Annotated in this window: 15 protein-coding genes; 7 read left to right on the top strand and 8 right to left on the bottom strand. The window is 63.2% G+C overall.

Annotation, left to right across the window (positions count from 1 at the left end; all coding sequences use genetic code 11):
• The first annotated feature begins 60 nt into the window (after positions 1–60).
• From uvrB to F0M17_RS09710, 3 genes are all read left to right on the top strand, one after another.
• Positions 61–2148 carry an excinuclease ABC subunit UvrB gene (gene uvrB / locus F0M17_RS09720; protein ID WP_038990744.1) on the top strand — a complete coding sequence of 696 codons (2088 nt, stop codon included), beginning with the start codon at positions 61–63 and terminating at the stop codon, positions 2146–2148.
• Between the two features lie 246 nt (positions 2149–2394).
• A complete protein-coding gene (locus F0M17_RS09715; RefSeq protein ID WP_246857045.1) occupies positions 2395–3426 on the top strand; it encodes a TerC/Alx family metal homeostasis membrane protein in 1032 nt (343 codons plus the stop codon).
• A gap of 110 nt (positions 3427–3536) precedes the next feature.
• Complete coding sequence (locus F0M17_RS09710) at positions 3537–4004, top strand: MarR family winged helix-turn-helix transcriptional regulator (protein WP_121866959.1); 468 nt, start codon at positions 3537–3539, stop codon at positions 4002–4004.
• Positions 4005–4084: 80 nt separating this feature from the next.
• Here the strand turns inward: F0M17_RS09710 and F0M17_RS09705 are convergent, their stop codons facing one another.
• Together F0M17_RS09705 and F0M17_RS09700 are read right to left on the bottom strand one after the other, a co-directional pair.
• A complete protein-coding gene (locus tag F0M17_RS09705) occupies positions 4085–5371 on the bottom strand; it encodes an alpha/beta fold hydrolase (protein ID WP_149597035.1) in 1287 nt (428 codons plus the stop codon).
• 11 nt (positions 5372–5382) lie between these two features.
• On the bottom strand, positions 5383–5859 hold the full coding sequence (locus F0M17_RS09700) for a GNAT family N-acetyltransferase (RefSeq protein ID WP_149597034.1): 477 nt from the start codon (positions 5857–5859) through the stop codon (positions 5383–5385).
• 62 nt (positions 5860–5921) lie between these two features.
• Here F0M17_RS09700 and F0M17_RS09695 point away from each other — a divergent pair, with 62 nt between their 5' ends.
• Positions 5922–6674, top strand: coding sequence for a metal-dependent hydrolase (locus F0M17_RS09695; protein WP_149597033.1), 753 nt, complete (start codon positions 5922–5924; stop codon positions 6672–6674).
• Between the two features lie 51 nt (positions 6675–6725).
• The gene (locus tag F0M17_RS09690; RefSeq protein ID WP_149597032.1) at positions 6726–7676 is read left to right on the top strand and encodes a phosphotransferase; all 951 of its coding nucleotides are present in this window, start codon (positions 6726–6728) and stop codon (positions 7674–7676) included.
• A gap of 15 nt (positions 7677–7691) precedes the next feature.
• Here the strand turns inward: F0M17_RS09690 and F0M17_RS09685 are convergent, their stop codons facing one another.
• The 3 genes from F0M17_RS09685 to F0M17_RS09675 all read right to left on the bottom strand — a co-directional run bounded on the left by F0M17_RS09685 (position 7692) and on the right by F0M17_RS09675 (position 10945).
• Entirely contained in the window at positions 7692–7883 is a 192-nt protein-coding gene (locus tag F0M17_RS09685; protein ID WP_149597031.1) for a hypothetical protein, read from the bottom strand.
• A 72-nt stretch (positions 7884–7955) separates the two neighbouring features.
• Positions 7956–8411 carry an NUDIX domain-containing protein gene (locus F0M17_RS09680; RefSeq protein WP_149597030.1) on the bottom strand — a complete coding sequence of 152 codons (456 nt, stop codon included), beginning with the start codon at positions 8409–8411 and terminating at the stop codon, positions 7956–7958.
• Positions 8411–10945 (bottom strand): RNA helicase, encoded by a 2535-nt coding sequence (locus F0M17_RS09675; RefSeq protein WP_149597029.1) that lies wholly within the window; start codon positions 10943–10945, stop codon positions 8411–8413. Before F0M17_RS09675 ends, F0M17_RS09680 begins: the two co-directional genes overlap by 1 nt.
• Before the next feature lie 77 nt (positions 10946–11022).
• Here F0M17_RS09675 and F0M17_RS09670 point away from each other — a divergent pair, with 77 nt between their 5' ends.
• Entirely contained in the window at positions 11023–11814 is a 792-nt protein-coding gene (locus F0M17_RS09670) for a methyltransferase domain-containing protein (protein WP_149597028.1), read from the top strand.
• 47 nt (positions 11815–11861) lie between these two features.
• Here the strand turns inward: F0M17_RS09670 and F0M17_RS09665 are convergent, their stop codons facing one another.
• From F0M17_RS09665 to F0M17_RS09655, 3 genes are all read right to left on the bottom strand, one after another.
• Positions 11862–12227 carry a phosphatase PAP2 family protein gene (locus tag F0M17_RS09665; protein WP_256370213.1) on the bottom strand — a complete coding sequence of 122 codons (366 nt, stop codon included), beginning with the start codon at positions 12225–12227 and terminating at the stop codon, positions 11862–11864.
• A 42-nt stretch (positions 12228–12269) separates the two neighbouring features.
• Positions 12270–12503 carry a hypothetical protein gene (locus tag F0M17_RS09660; protein ID WP_149597026.1) on the bottom strand — a complete coding sequence of 78 codons (234 nt, stop codon included), beginning with the start codon at positions 12501–12503 and terminating at the stop codon, positions 12270–12272.
• Positions 12504–12614: 111 nt separating this feature from the next.
• Complete coding sequence (locus F0M17_RS09655; RefSeq protein WP_149597025.1) at positions 12615–13268, bottom strand: MBL fold metallo-hydrolase; 654 nt, start codon at positions 13266–13268, stop codon at positions 12615–12617.
• A gap of 82 nt (positions 13269–13350) precedes the next feature.
• Between F0M17_RS09655 and F0M17_RS09650 the strand changes: the two genes are divergently transcribed.
• The gene (locus F0M17_RS09650; RefSeq protein ID WP_149597024.1) at positions 13351–13728 is read left to right on the top strand and encodes a GntR family transcriptional regulator; all 378 of its coding nucleotides are present in this window, start codon (positions 13351–13353) and stop codon (positions 13726–13728) included.
• The last annotated feature ends 72 nt before the right edge of the window (positions 13729–13800 follow it).

Raw genomic sequence — 13800 nt, 5'->3', positions numbered from 1 at the left:
AAGCTGAAAGCTGGCTCGGGCGAGCGGCCATCGGCCGGTGCAAGTGGATATGCTGGAAGCATGAGTCTTGCACAGCCCATCAAGCGCGTGGTCGCCCCTTTCGAAGTCATCAGCGAGTACGAGCCTGCCGGCGACCAGCCGCAGGCCATCAAGGAGCTGACCGAGCGGATCAACGCCGGCGAGAAGGACATCGTGCTGCTCGGCGCGACCGGCACCGGCAAGTCCGCGACCACCGCCTGGCTGGTCGAGCAGGTGCAGCGCCCCACCCTGGTGCTGGTGCAGAACAAGACCCTGGCCGCCCAGTTGGCCAACGAATTCCGCGAGCTGCTGCCGAACAATGCGGTGGAGTACTTCGTCTCCTACTACGACTACTACCAGCCCGAGGCCTACGTCCCGCAAACCGATACCTTCATCGAGAAGGACTCCTCGATCAACGAGGAGGTCGAACGGCTGCGCCACTCGGCCACCAACTCGCTGCTCACCCGCCGCGACACGATCGTCGTCGCCACCGTCTCCTGCATCTATGGCCTGGGCACCCCCGAGGAATACGTGGCCGGAATGGTCACCGTTCGCCAGGGCGAGGAACTGGACCGCGACGCGATGCTGCGCCAATTCGTCGCCATGCAGTACACCCGCAACGACATGGACTTCCACCGCGGCACCTTCCGGGTGCGCGGCGACACCGTGGAGATCATCCCGATGTACGAGGAGCAGGCGGTGCGCATCGAGTTCTTCGGCGACGAGGTGGAGGCCATCTACACGCTGCACCCGGTCACCGGCGAGGTGATCCGCGAGGAAACCGAGATGTACATCTTCCCGGCCAGCCACTATGTGGCCGGCGCCGAGCGGATGGGCAAGGCCATCAAGTCCATCGAGGACGAGCTGGCGGTGCGGCTGAAGGAGCTGGAGTCGCAGAACAAGCTGGTCGAGGCCCAGCGGCTGCGCATGCGCACCACCTATGACCTGGAAATGATGGAGCAGATGGGATTCTGCAACGGCATCGAGAACTACTCGCGGCATATTGACGGCCGAGAGGCAGGTTCCGCACCGCACTGCCTGCTGGACTACTTCCCGGACGACTTCCTGCTGGTCATCGACGAGTCGCATGTGACCGTGCCGCAGATCGGCGCCATGTACGAGGGCGACATGTCGCGCAAACGCACCCTGGTGGAGCACGGCTTCCGCCTGCCATCGGCGATGGACAACCGCCCGCTGAAGTGGGACGAGTTCCTGGAGCGCATTGGGCAGACGGTGTACCTCTCGGCCACCCCGGGCAAGTACGAGCTGGGCAAGTCCGACGGCTTTGTCGAGCAGATCATCCGCCCGACCGGCCTGGTCGACCCGGAGATCATCGTCAAGCCGACCAAGGGGCAGATCGACGACCTGCTCGACGAGATCCGCACCCGGGTGGACCGCGACGAGCGCGTGCTGGTCACCACACTGACCAAGCGCATGGCCGAGGACCTGACCGATTACCTGACCGAGCACCAGGTCCGGGTGCAGTACCTGCACTCGGACGTGGACACCATCCGCCGCGTGGAGCTGCTGCGCGAGCTGCGCATGGGCTCCTTCGACGTGCTGGTCGGCATCAACCTGCTGCGCGAGGGCCTGGATTTGCCCGAGGTGTCGCTGGTGGCGATCCTGGATGCCGACAAGCAGGGCTTCCTGCGCTCGGCCACCTCGCTGATCCAGACCATCGGCCGTGCCGCGCGCAACGTGTCCGGCCAGGTCATCATGTATGCGGACAAGATCACCGATGCGATGGACCAGGCAATCGAGGAGACCAACCGCCGCCGGGCGATCCAGGAAGCGCACAACAAGGAGCACGGGATCGACCCGATGCCGCTGCGCAAGAAGATCGCCGACATCACCGACCAGCTGGCGCGCGAAGATGCCGATACCCAGGAGCTGCTGAACAACAACCGCTTGGCGAAGAATGCCAAGCGCAGCAAGGCCTCCCCGGCGGTGCGCAAGGATGGCCTGGCCGCGGCTCCGGCCGAGGACCTGCTGGGCCAGATCGAGGAAATGACCGAGCAGATGCACGCAGCGGCCGCCGAACTGCAGTTCGAGCTCGCTGCCCGCATTCGCGACGAAGTGTCCGAGCTGAAGAAGGAACTGCGCCAGATGCAGGCCGCCGGCCACGCGTAACCAGGGTGCTGTTCAGCGCAGTGTGGCGACATCCACTGACCCTGTGCGGTTCCTGTGCGCTACACTTGATCACTGGACGTAGGGGAGTATCCCAATGCTGTGAACGTCAACACGCGGACCAATGATGTTCCGCCGGGCGCAGCAGCCGACCAGCACTACGGGTGCCACGAGATTTCGGGCACCGTGCAGGCGGCGGAGAGACTTGCGGCGATTTTGACATACCCTCCAACGAAAGGTCGCTCGTCCGTGGGCACTTCTGGAATTAGCCTTCAATTCGAGATCATCGCACTGGTAGTCCTGTGCGTGATCTTGGCCGCTGACTTACTGTACGTAACGAAGCGTCCGCACATTCCTTCCATGAAGGAAGCTGGCATCTTCGTCAGCATCTACATCGGCTTGGCTATCGCCTTCGGCGGCTTGATCTGGTGGCAGGCCGGCCCGCAGCTCGGCCAGGAATTCTACGCCGGCTGGATCACCGAATACGCGTTGTCGGTGGACAACCTGTTCGTCTTCATCATCATCATGGCCCGCTTCTCGGTACCGCGAAAGTACCAGCAGGAAGTGCTGATGTTCGGCATCATCATCGCGCTGATCCTGCGCGCGATCTTCATCGTGCTCGGTGCCGCAATCATCGAGCAGTGGTCGTGGGTCTTCTACATCTTCGGCGCCTTCCTGCTGTGGACCGCATGGAACCAGCTCAAGGACGAGGACGAGGACGAGGAAAGCGGCCTGGTCAGCAAGCTGACCAGCAAGCTGCCGATCTCCAAGGACTTCGATGGCGCCAAGCTGCGCACCGTGGTCGACGGCAAGAAGCTGTTCACCCCGATGGTGCTGGTCTTCGTGACCATCGGCATGACCGACCTGCTGTTCGCCTTCGACTCGATTCCGGCGATCTTCGGCCTGACCAAGTCCGCGTTCATCGTCTTCACCGCGAACATCTTCGCGCTGATGGGCCTGCGCCAGCTGTACTTCCTGCTCGGCGGGCTGATGAACCGCCTGGTCTTCCTGAAGCACGCACTGAGCTTCATCCTGGCCTTCATCGGCGTGAAGCTGGTCTTCCACGCCCTGCACGAGAACCAGGTGCCGTTCATCAACGGCGGCGAACCGCTTCACTACGCGTGGCTGGACATCTCCGTTGGCCTCTCGCTGCTGGTGATCCTCGGCGCGATCGTCATCGCCACCGTGCTCTCGCTGTGGAGCCCGTGGGGCAAGCGCGCAGCCGCGAACGCCGAAGCCACCGCAGTGGCCGACGCCGCTGAGCTCGCGAAGCACGACTAACCCCGGGTAGCGCGAATAACAGCCCGCCGGGACCGGTTCATTTGAACTGGTCCTGGCGGGTTTTGCGTACCCGGATAGTGTGCCTATGCAGTTCTGCTAAGGTGATTCCCATGAGCGATCCATCAACAGAAGCCAGCGATATTGCCACCGGCGTGGCACTCGCCTCGGGCACCATGTCGCGGCTGCTTGGACGCGCGGCAGGGCAGGGCCGATCGGTCACCGCGTGGCGGGTGCTTTCCACCTTGGACCGCTTGGGTCCGCAGCGCGTGGGAGACCTTGCTGTTGAGCAACGTGTAGCGCAGCCGACCATGACCGGCCTGGTCATCCGCATGGAGAATGACGGGTTGGTGCAGCGCCAGCCGGACCCGAAGGACGGCCGAGCCAGCTTGGTCAGCCTGACTGGCGAGGGCAAGGAAGCGATCGAAGCCTACCGGCAGCGCGCGATCGCTTCGCTGGCAGGCGGCATCGATTCCTTCAGCGCCGAGGAGCGGCAGGTTATGGCGCAGGCGGTGCCGCTGCTGCAACGGCTCAATGGCCAGGTCGCCGCGCAGCTGGACACCCACGGACAGCAGGCTTAATCGGCAACGCGCTTGAATCCTCGGCGGGATTCAAGCGCGTTGCCTGTTTGCCATCTCAGCTGAGGGATCGGCTCCCTTGTCTAGTCGTCGTTGGACGCGGCCTGGGGTTCCTCGCCATTGGCCATGGCCAGCAGGCGGCGGAAGATCGCCGGGCCGTCATCGCCGATGCCGTCATGGTGGTAGTCCTCGGTCACCCACACCTGCAATCCTGCCACCTGCGAGGCCGTGCGCAGCGAAAGCTCGCGGTCCACATAGACATCGTCGTGGTAAACCGCCGCGGCCACCGGCACCTTGTTCTTGGCCAGCACGTCCAGGTCGTACAACGGGCCGAAGCCCTCGTGCTCGGCCAGGATGCGGGCCACATCCTCCAAGGGGCGCAAGGCCGGATCCTCGGAGAAATGCCAGCCGTAGACCATCTCGCCGGTCAGCAACGGGGTCGCCGCGTGGTGTGTGAAATCCGGGAACTCCGGCAAGACCTGTTCCGCGGCGAAATTGGTCGCCTCGCCTTGCGCGTAAATGGTTTCGTGCATCAGCGCATAGAGCGGGTTCGATGCGAACGAGGACTGCGCGTTCAGCGCTTCGAGGAAGGCGTCCGAGAGGCGTTCGCCGCCCGGGGTATCGCTGAAGGCCTCCTCGAAGATGTGGTGCAGCAGGTGCACCCGGGTGTTGCCGCCCAGGTACATGCCCAGCATCTGCACCAGCGGGACGGTGACGCGCTGGCCGTTGGGCAGGCGCTCATCGTCATTGGTGCGCACATGCTCGTAGATCCTGTGCAGCGTCTCATAGTCCTCGGGATACCAGGAGAAGTACTCGCGGTTGCGTTCGGCCATGCGCTGGTAGGTGGCACGGTAGACGGTCTTCGCATCGGCATCCAGCGAGGCCAGCCCACCGGTGACCAGGCAGCGGGTGAGCGACTGCGGGAAGAGCGAGAGGTAGGTCAGGGTGCAGAACCCGCCGTAGCTTTGGCCCAGGGTGCTCCATTGCGCGATGCCCAGGTGCTCGCGCAGCGCCTCGGCATCGCGCACGATCGAATCGGCCCGGAAATGCGTGAGGTAGCGTGCCTGGGCCGCCGAGTCCCCGCGCAACGGAAGGGTCTTGCGGTTGGCCGGGGTGGACAGCCCGGTGCCGCGCTGGTCCAGCAGCAGCACGCGGAAGTGCTTGGTGGCTTCGGCCAGCCACCCGGAGAGAGACCCCGGGCGTGGGGACTTGCCTCCTGGCCCGCCCTGCAGGAACAGCAGCCAGGGCTTTGATGAGTCGGTGCTGATCTCGCGGGCGAAGATCGAGATCTTCTCGCCCTGCGGGTCTGCATGGTCCAGCGGGACCTCGATGCGATGGTCGGTGACGTCCATGCCGCGGTAATGCCGCATTAGTTTGCTCCTCAAGTGCCAAGTGCGTGCAGTGCTTCGCCGTCCAGGCGGCGTGTGGTCCAGCCGTCCATGGAACCAGCGCCGATCGCGTCGTAGAACTTGATCGCCGGTTCATTCCAATCCAGCACCGACCATTCCAGGCGCTTGTAGCCGCGCTGGACGCAGATCTGCGCCAGGGTGCGCAGCAACGCGGTTCCGGTGCCCGAACCGCGTCGCGCTTCGCGCACGTAGAGGTCTTCCAGGTGGATGCCGTGCCGGCCTTCCCAGGTGGAGTAGGTCAGGAACCACAGGGCCATGCCCTTCAGCTCGCCGGATTCATCCTCGGCCACGTGGGCGAAAACCTGGGGATTGGGGCCGAAGAGATGCTCTTGCAGATCAGCTACGGTGTTGTGCACCGCATCTGGTTCCTTCTCGTAGTCGGCCAATTCCTGGATCATCTCCAAGATCTGCGGGCAGTCGCCCGGAACAGCTTCACGCACAATACTCATGTGTTCCAGCTTACCTCCGTCGCACCGCTAAAACGTCGGTGACCAGACCTAAGGTTGAATGCATGATGGGTGGACACCACGCGGTGAGCGGCGCAGCCGCATGGTTGGCAATAACGACTCCGGTCACCGTGGGATCGGTGAACCTGGGGCTGGGCACGTTCCAAATGGACCGCTGGGAAACCCTGGCCGGCGCGATCGTGTGCGCAGGTGCCGCCCTGCTGCCCGACGCCGATCATCATTCGGCCACGATCGCCCGTTCACTGCCGCCAATTTCCAGCATCTTCACCCGGATCATCGGTTCGGCTTCCGGCGGGCACCGCAATGGCACCCATTCGCTGATCGGCATCGCCTTCTTCATCTTCCTGGCCTGGCTGGCCAACGGCTGGGATGTGCAAACCGCGGCCCTGGGGACGGTTTATCCGGCGGCGGCGCTGTTCGCGATCCTGCTGATCTCCTTCGCGGTGAAGACCATGAAGTTCATGCCGCCGCTCTTGTGCTGGATTATCGCCCTGGCCGCCGGCACCTTCGTGGGGATGAACACTCCGGCGGAGAACCAGTGGTTCCTGCTGGCGGTGGCCATCGGCGTGATCGCGCACGTGGTGGGGGACATGCTGACCATCGGAGGCTGCAATCTGCTGTGGCCGATCAAGATCGGCTCCCCGCGCTGGTTCCGCCGGGTGCCGGTCATCGGCGGCTGCTGGAAGTCCAACGGCCGGTTGGCGCTGCCGATTCTGGGCGAAACCGGCTCCACCTCCGAATGGCTGCTGGCCACGGGACTGACCACCTATGTGGGCATCGCGCTAATCGTCGCCTAGCTGCCCGCAGGCACGCCAGAACATTTTTGGGAGATGGCCTAAGGCCATGGCATGATCCAAACCATGGTGATCCACTACACCCAGCGCATCAGCTGGCCAGATCTTCCTGCCGAACTGCGCGAACTGATTGAATCGCACCTGGGATCGCAAGTCATCACGGCGCATAGCCAATACGGCGGGTTCTCTGCGGGCAGCGCCGACCGGCTGCTCACCGCCGCAGGGCAGAAGGTGTTCGCCAAAGCTGTCAGCCACGGGCTGAATGGCCCGGGCGCCGCCCTGCATGCGCGAGAGGCGGAGATCGCAGCGATGCTCCCGGCTTCGATGCCGGTTCCGAAATTCCTGGGACGGATTCGCTGGGATGACTGGGAGGCGATGATTTTCGACCAAGCGCCAGGGGTTAACCCGCAGCTTCCCTGGGGTGCCGACGAGCTTATCCGGGTGCTGGACACGCTCGCGCAGCTGGCGGATCAGCAGCCAGCTGGAATCACCAGCTTGCTTCCTGCCCTCGAAGTAGATCTGCGCGAGGACGCCAGCGGTTTTGCTCGGATCATGGCTGATGAATGGATTCCTGCTGACCCTTGGTTGGCGCAAAACCTGGAAGCACTCCATGAACTGGCCATCGAAGGAATTGGGGCGCTGGCCGGAAACCAGCTGGTGCACACCGATCTGCGCTCGGACAACATCTTGCTGGGCGAAGATGGGGGCGTGCTTCTGGTCGACTGGCCGTGGGCTTCGCGTGGAGCCGCGTGGTATGACGCGTTGACGGTGCTGGTTGAGGCCAGGATTTTCGATCCGGCACTGGATGCGGACGCCATTGCATCATCCCACCGGATTTTCGCCTCGGCGAGCTCCGATGCTATGACTGGAGTGCTGGCTGGTTTGGCTGCCTACTATGTTGATGCCGCGCGCAGGCCAGAAGTTCCGGGGCTGCCCACCCTGCGCAGCTATCACGCCAAGCAGGCAACGGCCTGCGTAGCCTGGCTCAAAGCCCGATTGGGGTAATGCTAAGACCTGTTGCTAGCCGGACCCGGGCATCTCGGCGTTCTCCCCGCGGTAGATCAGGGCAAGGCCGAGGAATATCAGGCCGAGTTGGAGAACGGTCGCGACCCATGCTCCGGAAGCAAAGAGTTCCGACCATCCGCTGAGCAGCCCTATCATGACCAGCAGCAATATGCCTGCTCCAAGCAGGCGCAGCTTGAATCCATTCATGGCCACACCCTACGACAATGCCCGCAACATTGCTACCGGTTTCCGGCAGGATGTTGCGGGCATTGTGTGCGACTAGTCCAGACGTTGGGGCTGGGGCGTTTCCGTGCCGAATCCCATGGAAAGGATCGGCGGCAGGTCGGAATCCAGCCTGGAAAGTACCAGATCTTCCTGTTCAACGAGGTTATCCGGAAGGGCATCCAGCGGGAACCAACGCAGCTGCGCGGCTCGATCCGGCTCCATAAGTCTCGGTACACCATCCCACTGGCTGGTGCGGAAGAAGAAATCCACGTAGCTGCCAGCTTGCTGGTTACGATGCACCGTGCACAACGGCTGAAGCTGTGCCGGATCGATGTGGATTCCCAGCTCTTCGCCGGCTTCACGCACGGCGGCGGCCTGGGCAGCTTCGCCGGGCTCAACATGCCCGGCGGCCGCAGTGCTCCAGTGCCCGTCCATGTAGCCGGTTCCTTGGCGCAGCTGCAGCAAAACCTCATCGCGGTGTTGCAAGATGACGTAGCTGATCGCCCGCATCAGTTGTCCAGACGGCCCACGGAGGTCACGGTAACCACTGGTTCGCCTACCTCGTCCGAGTCATCCAGCGAGATGGTCGCGGAAATACCCCAGTCGTGGTGCTCGGAAGGATCAGCGAAGACCTGGCGTACTTCCCAGATGCGGTTAGGCAGTTCCTTGACGATGAACAGCTTGGAGCTGCGTCCAACCGGACCGTCATCGATGTCATCGTGCTCATCGAAGTAGCCATCCATCGCATCGGCCCAGGCATCCGCGTCGAATCCGTTGTGCTCATCGAGTTCGCCCAGCGCCTTGTCTTGCTCGTCAGCGAAGAGCTTCACGCGGCGGAACATCTCATTGCGGACCATCACCCGGAAGGCCCGGACATTGCTGGTCAGCTTTTCCGGTGCCGGAGGCGGTGCGGTTTCGGTTTCCTCGTGCAGCTCGCCCCGGGAGAGCTCTTCCCACTCGTCGAGCAGCGAGGAGTCGATCTGGCGGATCATCTCGCCGAGCCACTCGATGAGGTCTTCGAGATCCTCGCGCAGCGCATCCTGCGGTACGGTCTGGCGCAAGGCCTTGTACGCGTCGGTGAGGTAGCGCAGCAGCACGCCCTCGGAGCGGGCCAACTGGTAGTACTGGACGAAATCGGAGAAGCCCATGGCGCGTTCGTACATGTCGCGGACGACCGACTTGGGCGCCAGCTCGAAATCGGCCAGCCACGGCGCACCGGAGCGGTACTGCTCGAACGCGCTCTCCAGCTTCTCGGCCAGCGGCATCGGGTAGGTGACCTCATCCAGCGCGTTCATGCGGTCGTTGTAGTCCATTCCTTCGGCCTTCATCGCGGCAATGGCCTCGCCGCGGGCCTTCTTCTCCTGGCCGGAGAGCACCTGGCGCGGCTTTTCCAAGGTAGCCTCGATCACCGAAACCACATCCAGCGCATAGCTGGCCGAATCCGGGTCCAGCAGGTCCAAGGCGGCCAGCGCGAAGGGCGAGAGCGGCTGGTTCAGCGCGAAGTTCTGCTGCAGGTGCACGGTCAGCTCATACCAGTTGCCGTATTCGTCGGGCTGCTCCCGGCGCACCACCACCTCGGTGGCGATCAGCTCGCGCAGGATGCCGATGGCGCGCTTCTTGAGCTTGCGCTGCGCGGCCGGGGTCTCGTGGTTTTCGCTGAGCAGGCGCACAGCGGCCTCGAACGCGTTGTCTTCGCGTTCGAGCAGGTTCAGCAGCATCGAGTGCGAGACCTGGAAGGAGGACTTCAGCGTTTCGGGGGCGGCCTCGACGATCTTCTCGAAAGTCTTCTCGCCCCAGGTCACGAAGTTCTGCGGCGGCTTCTTCTTTGGGATCTGCTTGAGCTTGGACGAGCCCTCGCCATGCTTCTTCAGGGCCTTTTCCATGGCCTTGTGGTTCTCGATCGCATGCTCCGGGGCCTGCACCAGCACGGTGCCTGCAGTATCGAACCCGGCGCGTCCGGCGCGGCCGGCAATCTGGTGGAATTCGCGGGCATTGACGATGCGGGTGCGGGTGCCGTCGAATTTGGACAGGGCGGTGATCACCACGGTGCGGATCGGCACGTTGATGCCCACGCCCAGGGTGTCGGTGCCGCAGATGACCTTGAGCAGGCCTGCCTGGGCCAGTTGTTCGACCAGACGGCGGTACTTGGGCAGCATGCCGGCGTGGTGGATGCCAATGCCGTGGCGGACCAGGCGGTTCAGCGTCTTGCCGAATCCTGCGGCGAAGCGGAAGCCGCCGATCATTTCGGAGATCTTTTCCTTCTCCTCGCGCGTGGCCACATTCACGCTCATCAGCCCGGTCGCGCGGTCGATGGCATCGAGCTGGGAGAAGTGCACGATGTAGATCGGGACCTGCTTGGTCTTGATCAGTTCCTCCACGGCTTCCTGCACCGGGTCCATGGAGTAGTAGAAGTGCAATGGGATCGGACGCTCGGTGTGCGCGACCGTGACCGTGGTCTTGCCGGTGCGTTCTTCGAGTTCCTTCTCGAAACGGGTGACGTCGCCCAGGGTTGCGCTCATCAGCAGGAACTGCGCCTGCGGCAGCTCGATCAGCGGAACCTGCCAGGCCCAGCCACGCTGCGGATCGGCGTAGAAGTGGAATTCGTCCATGATCACGCAGCCCACGTCGGCCTTGGAGCCTTCGCGCAGGGCGATGTTCGCCAGGATCTCTGCGGTGCAGCAGATGATCGGGGCGTCGGCGTTCACCGAGGAGTCGCCGGTGACCATGCCGACGTTCTCCGCGCCGAAGATCTTGCACAAGTCGAAGAACTTCTCGGAGACCAGGGCCTTGATCGGCGCAGTGTAGAAGCTGATCTGGTCTCGGGCCATGGCATAGAAGTGCGCAGCGATGGCAACCATGGACTTCCCCGACCCGGTGGGGGTGGCCAGGATGACATTGTTGCCGCCGGCCAGCGCCATCGACGCTTCGTCCTGTGCGGGGTAGAGGCTGATGCCGCGCGTCGCCACCCACTGGCCGAAAGCCTCGTAGATTTCGTCGTCGGATACGTTCTTGGTGTCTGCTGGCAGATAATCGGTGAGCAACATGATGTTCCTAGCCTATCGGTTGAGAACTACGACTGGGGGCTGGATGTTGCCTGCGCCTCGGGTTTAGGCTCAGGAACATGAAATGGGATCCGACGAAATACACTGAATTCTCCGACTACCGCGGCCGCCCATACAAGGATTTGCTGGGACAGCTGGCAGGGGTCGAGGCGTCGAAGATCATCGATCTCGGCTGCGGCCCGGGAAATATGACCCGGCTGCTGGCCCGGCGCTGGCCGCAGGCGAAGGTCACCGGACTGGATTCCTCGCCAGAGATGATCGCGCGGGCTTCGCAGAGCGAGCACGAGGAGAATCTGGGCTTCGCACTGGCCGACGCCACGCAGTGGATCCCTGACGCCGATACGGACCTGCTGTTCTCCAACGCCATGCTGCAGTGGCTTCCTGGGCATCGCGAGTTGCTGGCAGGATGGCTGGTCAACCTGAGGCCCGGTGCGAACGTGGCTATCCAGGTCCCGGGCAATTTCGGTTCACCCTCGCATGCGGTAATGCGCGCAGTGGCCGACAGCCCGAAGTGGTCCGGAAAGCTGGCAGGGGTGCTGCGCCATGACGACGTGGTCGGCGAGCCGGATGAATACCAGCGGATCTTCCTGGACGCGGGGTTCCAGGCTAATGTCTGGGAGACCACGTACCACCAGCTGCTCGCAGGTGAGGACCCGATCCTGAACTGGGTTCGCGGGACGGCGTTGCTGCCCGTTCGGCACGCGCTGGGACAAGAAGACTATCTGGAGTTCGAGAACGACTACCGTGCCGAAGTCTCCACGCACTACCCGTCATTTGCTTCGCAGGACGGTACCGTCCTGACGAACTTCCCGTTCCGCAGAATTTTCATGATCGGGCACAAGCTCGGCTGATTTGCTCCAGGCTCGGCATCGTCAGAGCGCTTCGAGGGTTAGCTGGCTCAGCGATTGCTTCCCGCCAGGCACCTTTGCACGATGCCGGGCAGCACGCGGACGCAGACCAGGACAACCAGGATGCCCAACGCCACCCCGGAGAAGACATCGTGGACGAAGTGGGCGCCTACGCCCACGCGGGACAGGGCAATGAGCAAGACGGCCGGTATCGCGTACTTGGCCAGCTTCGGAAGGGCCAGCGTGCAGGCTGCGGCGACGCCGGCGGCGACGACCGAATGGTTGGAGGGCCAGGACCAGTCGCCTGCTTCCGGGCATACCACTGCGGTGAGAGCATCCAGGGCGCGGCAGGGGCGTTCCTCGGCGACCAGGATCTTGGCCAGCTCGCTCAGGCCATAGGCCGCTACCGCACCAATCGCGCCTGAATCCAGGCGCCAAAACGCAACTCGATTACGGAACTAGCACAGGACGGCGAGCGTGCAGGCCCCGGCCATCAGCATCAAGAGCAAGATCTCGGAAAAGAACACAGCCGCTGCGGAGAGCAGCGCCGACTGGGCAACAGTTCCTGAAATCCCCGGGTACAAGGTATCACGCAACGGATAGGAGGCCATCGCCAGCACGGCGAGAACCGCGACGATGATGGCTGTCCGCGAAGGGACGACGGAAATTGGTGCGGAGGACCGTGAATTCACAAGTGGTGATTATACGGATCTGATCCGGCTGCAAGCATCAGCTGGAAGGGGTCCCGCACCATTAAACGCTGCTGCCAGCGGCACGGATGCGCTGGCAATGCAGTCAAAGGGCTACCACCCGCGTTCGCGCCACTGTTCCAAATTCGGGCGTTCTGTCCCCAGTGTCGTCGAATCTCCGTGTCCCGGCAGAACCTTGGTTTCGTCCGGGAAGCGGTCGAAGATGCGTTCGGTGACGTCGGTGAGCAAAGAGAGGAACCGCTGCGGGTCCTTCCATGTGTTGCCCACGCCTCCGGGGAACAAGCTGTCGCCGCTGAGCACTACCGGCTGGCCGGAGGAATCAACCAGCGCATAGCCGAGCGAACCCGGTGTATGCCCTCGCAGGTGGATCGCCTCGATGATCACTTCGCCCAGCTTCATCTGGTCGCCGTGGTTCAGCGCATGGTCGATCTTGACCCCGCATTCTCCAGCGATGCCGGCGACATCGTCTGCACCGGCGTAGGTTGGCACCGGGTACTTCTCCACGGCTTCGGCCAACGCGCGCACGTGGTCCCAGTGCTGATGCGTCGTGGCGATGCCGATAAGGCGCGGATCGCTCGCGTCTTCACTGGCCGCCTGGATGAGCCGCTCGATGGCCGGCATGTCATCCGCCGCATCCACCAGCAGCTGTTCGCCGGTCTTCCGATTAGTTACCAGGTACACGTTGTTTGCCATGTCGGATACTGAGACCCAACGGACGGTCACATCGTTCAGCAATAGTTCGTTCATGCAACCAGACTACGGTGCAGATCCCGGCTGACGCGATAGGCTCGGATAAATGCCAAACACAGTCCAAAGGATGGAGTGCAGGATGACCGAACTGGAATTCATCAAGATCCAGCCGAACTCGGGCGTGGCGCCGTATCAGCAGGTCCGCGAGCAGATCCTCTCAGCAATTGCCAAGGGCAAACTAGCTCCGGGCACCAAATTGCCGTCGGTTCGTGCGCTCTCGGGCACCTTGAACCTCGCGGTGAATACCGTCGCCAAGGTCTACAAGGAACTTGAGCTGCAGGGTGCAGTGGTCACCCGCGGCCGCCATGGAACCGTGGTCCAAGCCGCGGAGAATCGTGCAGAGCAGGAAGTCAGCGATGCGGCCGCCGATCTGGCCCGCATCGCCCAACTGTGGTCGGTCGACGAAGCAACCGCGGTAAAGTACCTGCGCGCGGCGTTCAGCTCCCTGCCAAGGTAGACCCGACGCGGTCCTGGAGTCGGTCCCGAATCCCGGCGGGGGATGGAGGCTGGTGAATGCGAAATGGCACAG

The sequence above is a fragment of the Glutamicibacter sp. ZJUTW genome (assembly GCF_008370855.1).
Classification (GTDB): Bacteria; Actinomycetota; Actinomycetes; order Actinomycetales; family Micrococcaceae; genus Glutamicibacter; species Glutamicibacter nicotianae.
The sequence above is the reverse complement of the archived record's forward strand: the minus strand, read 5'-3'. Positions and strand labels throughout refer to the sequence as shown.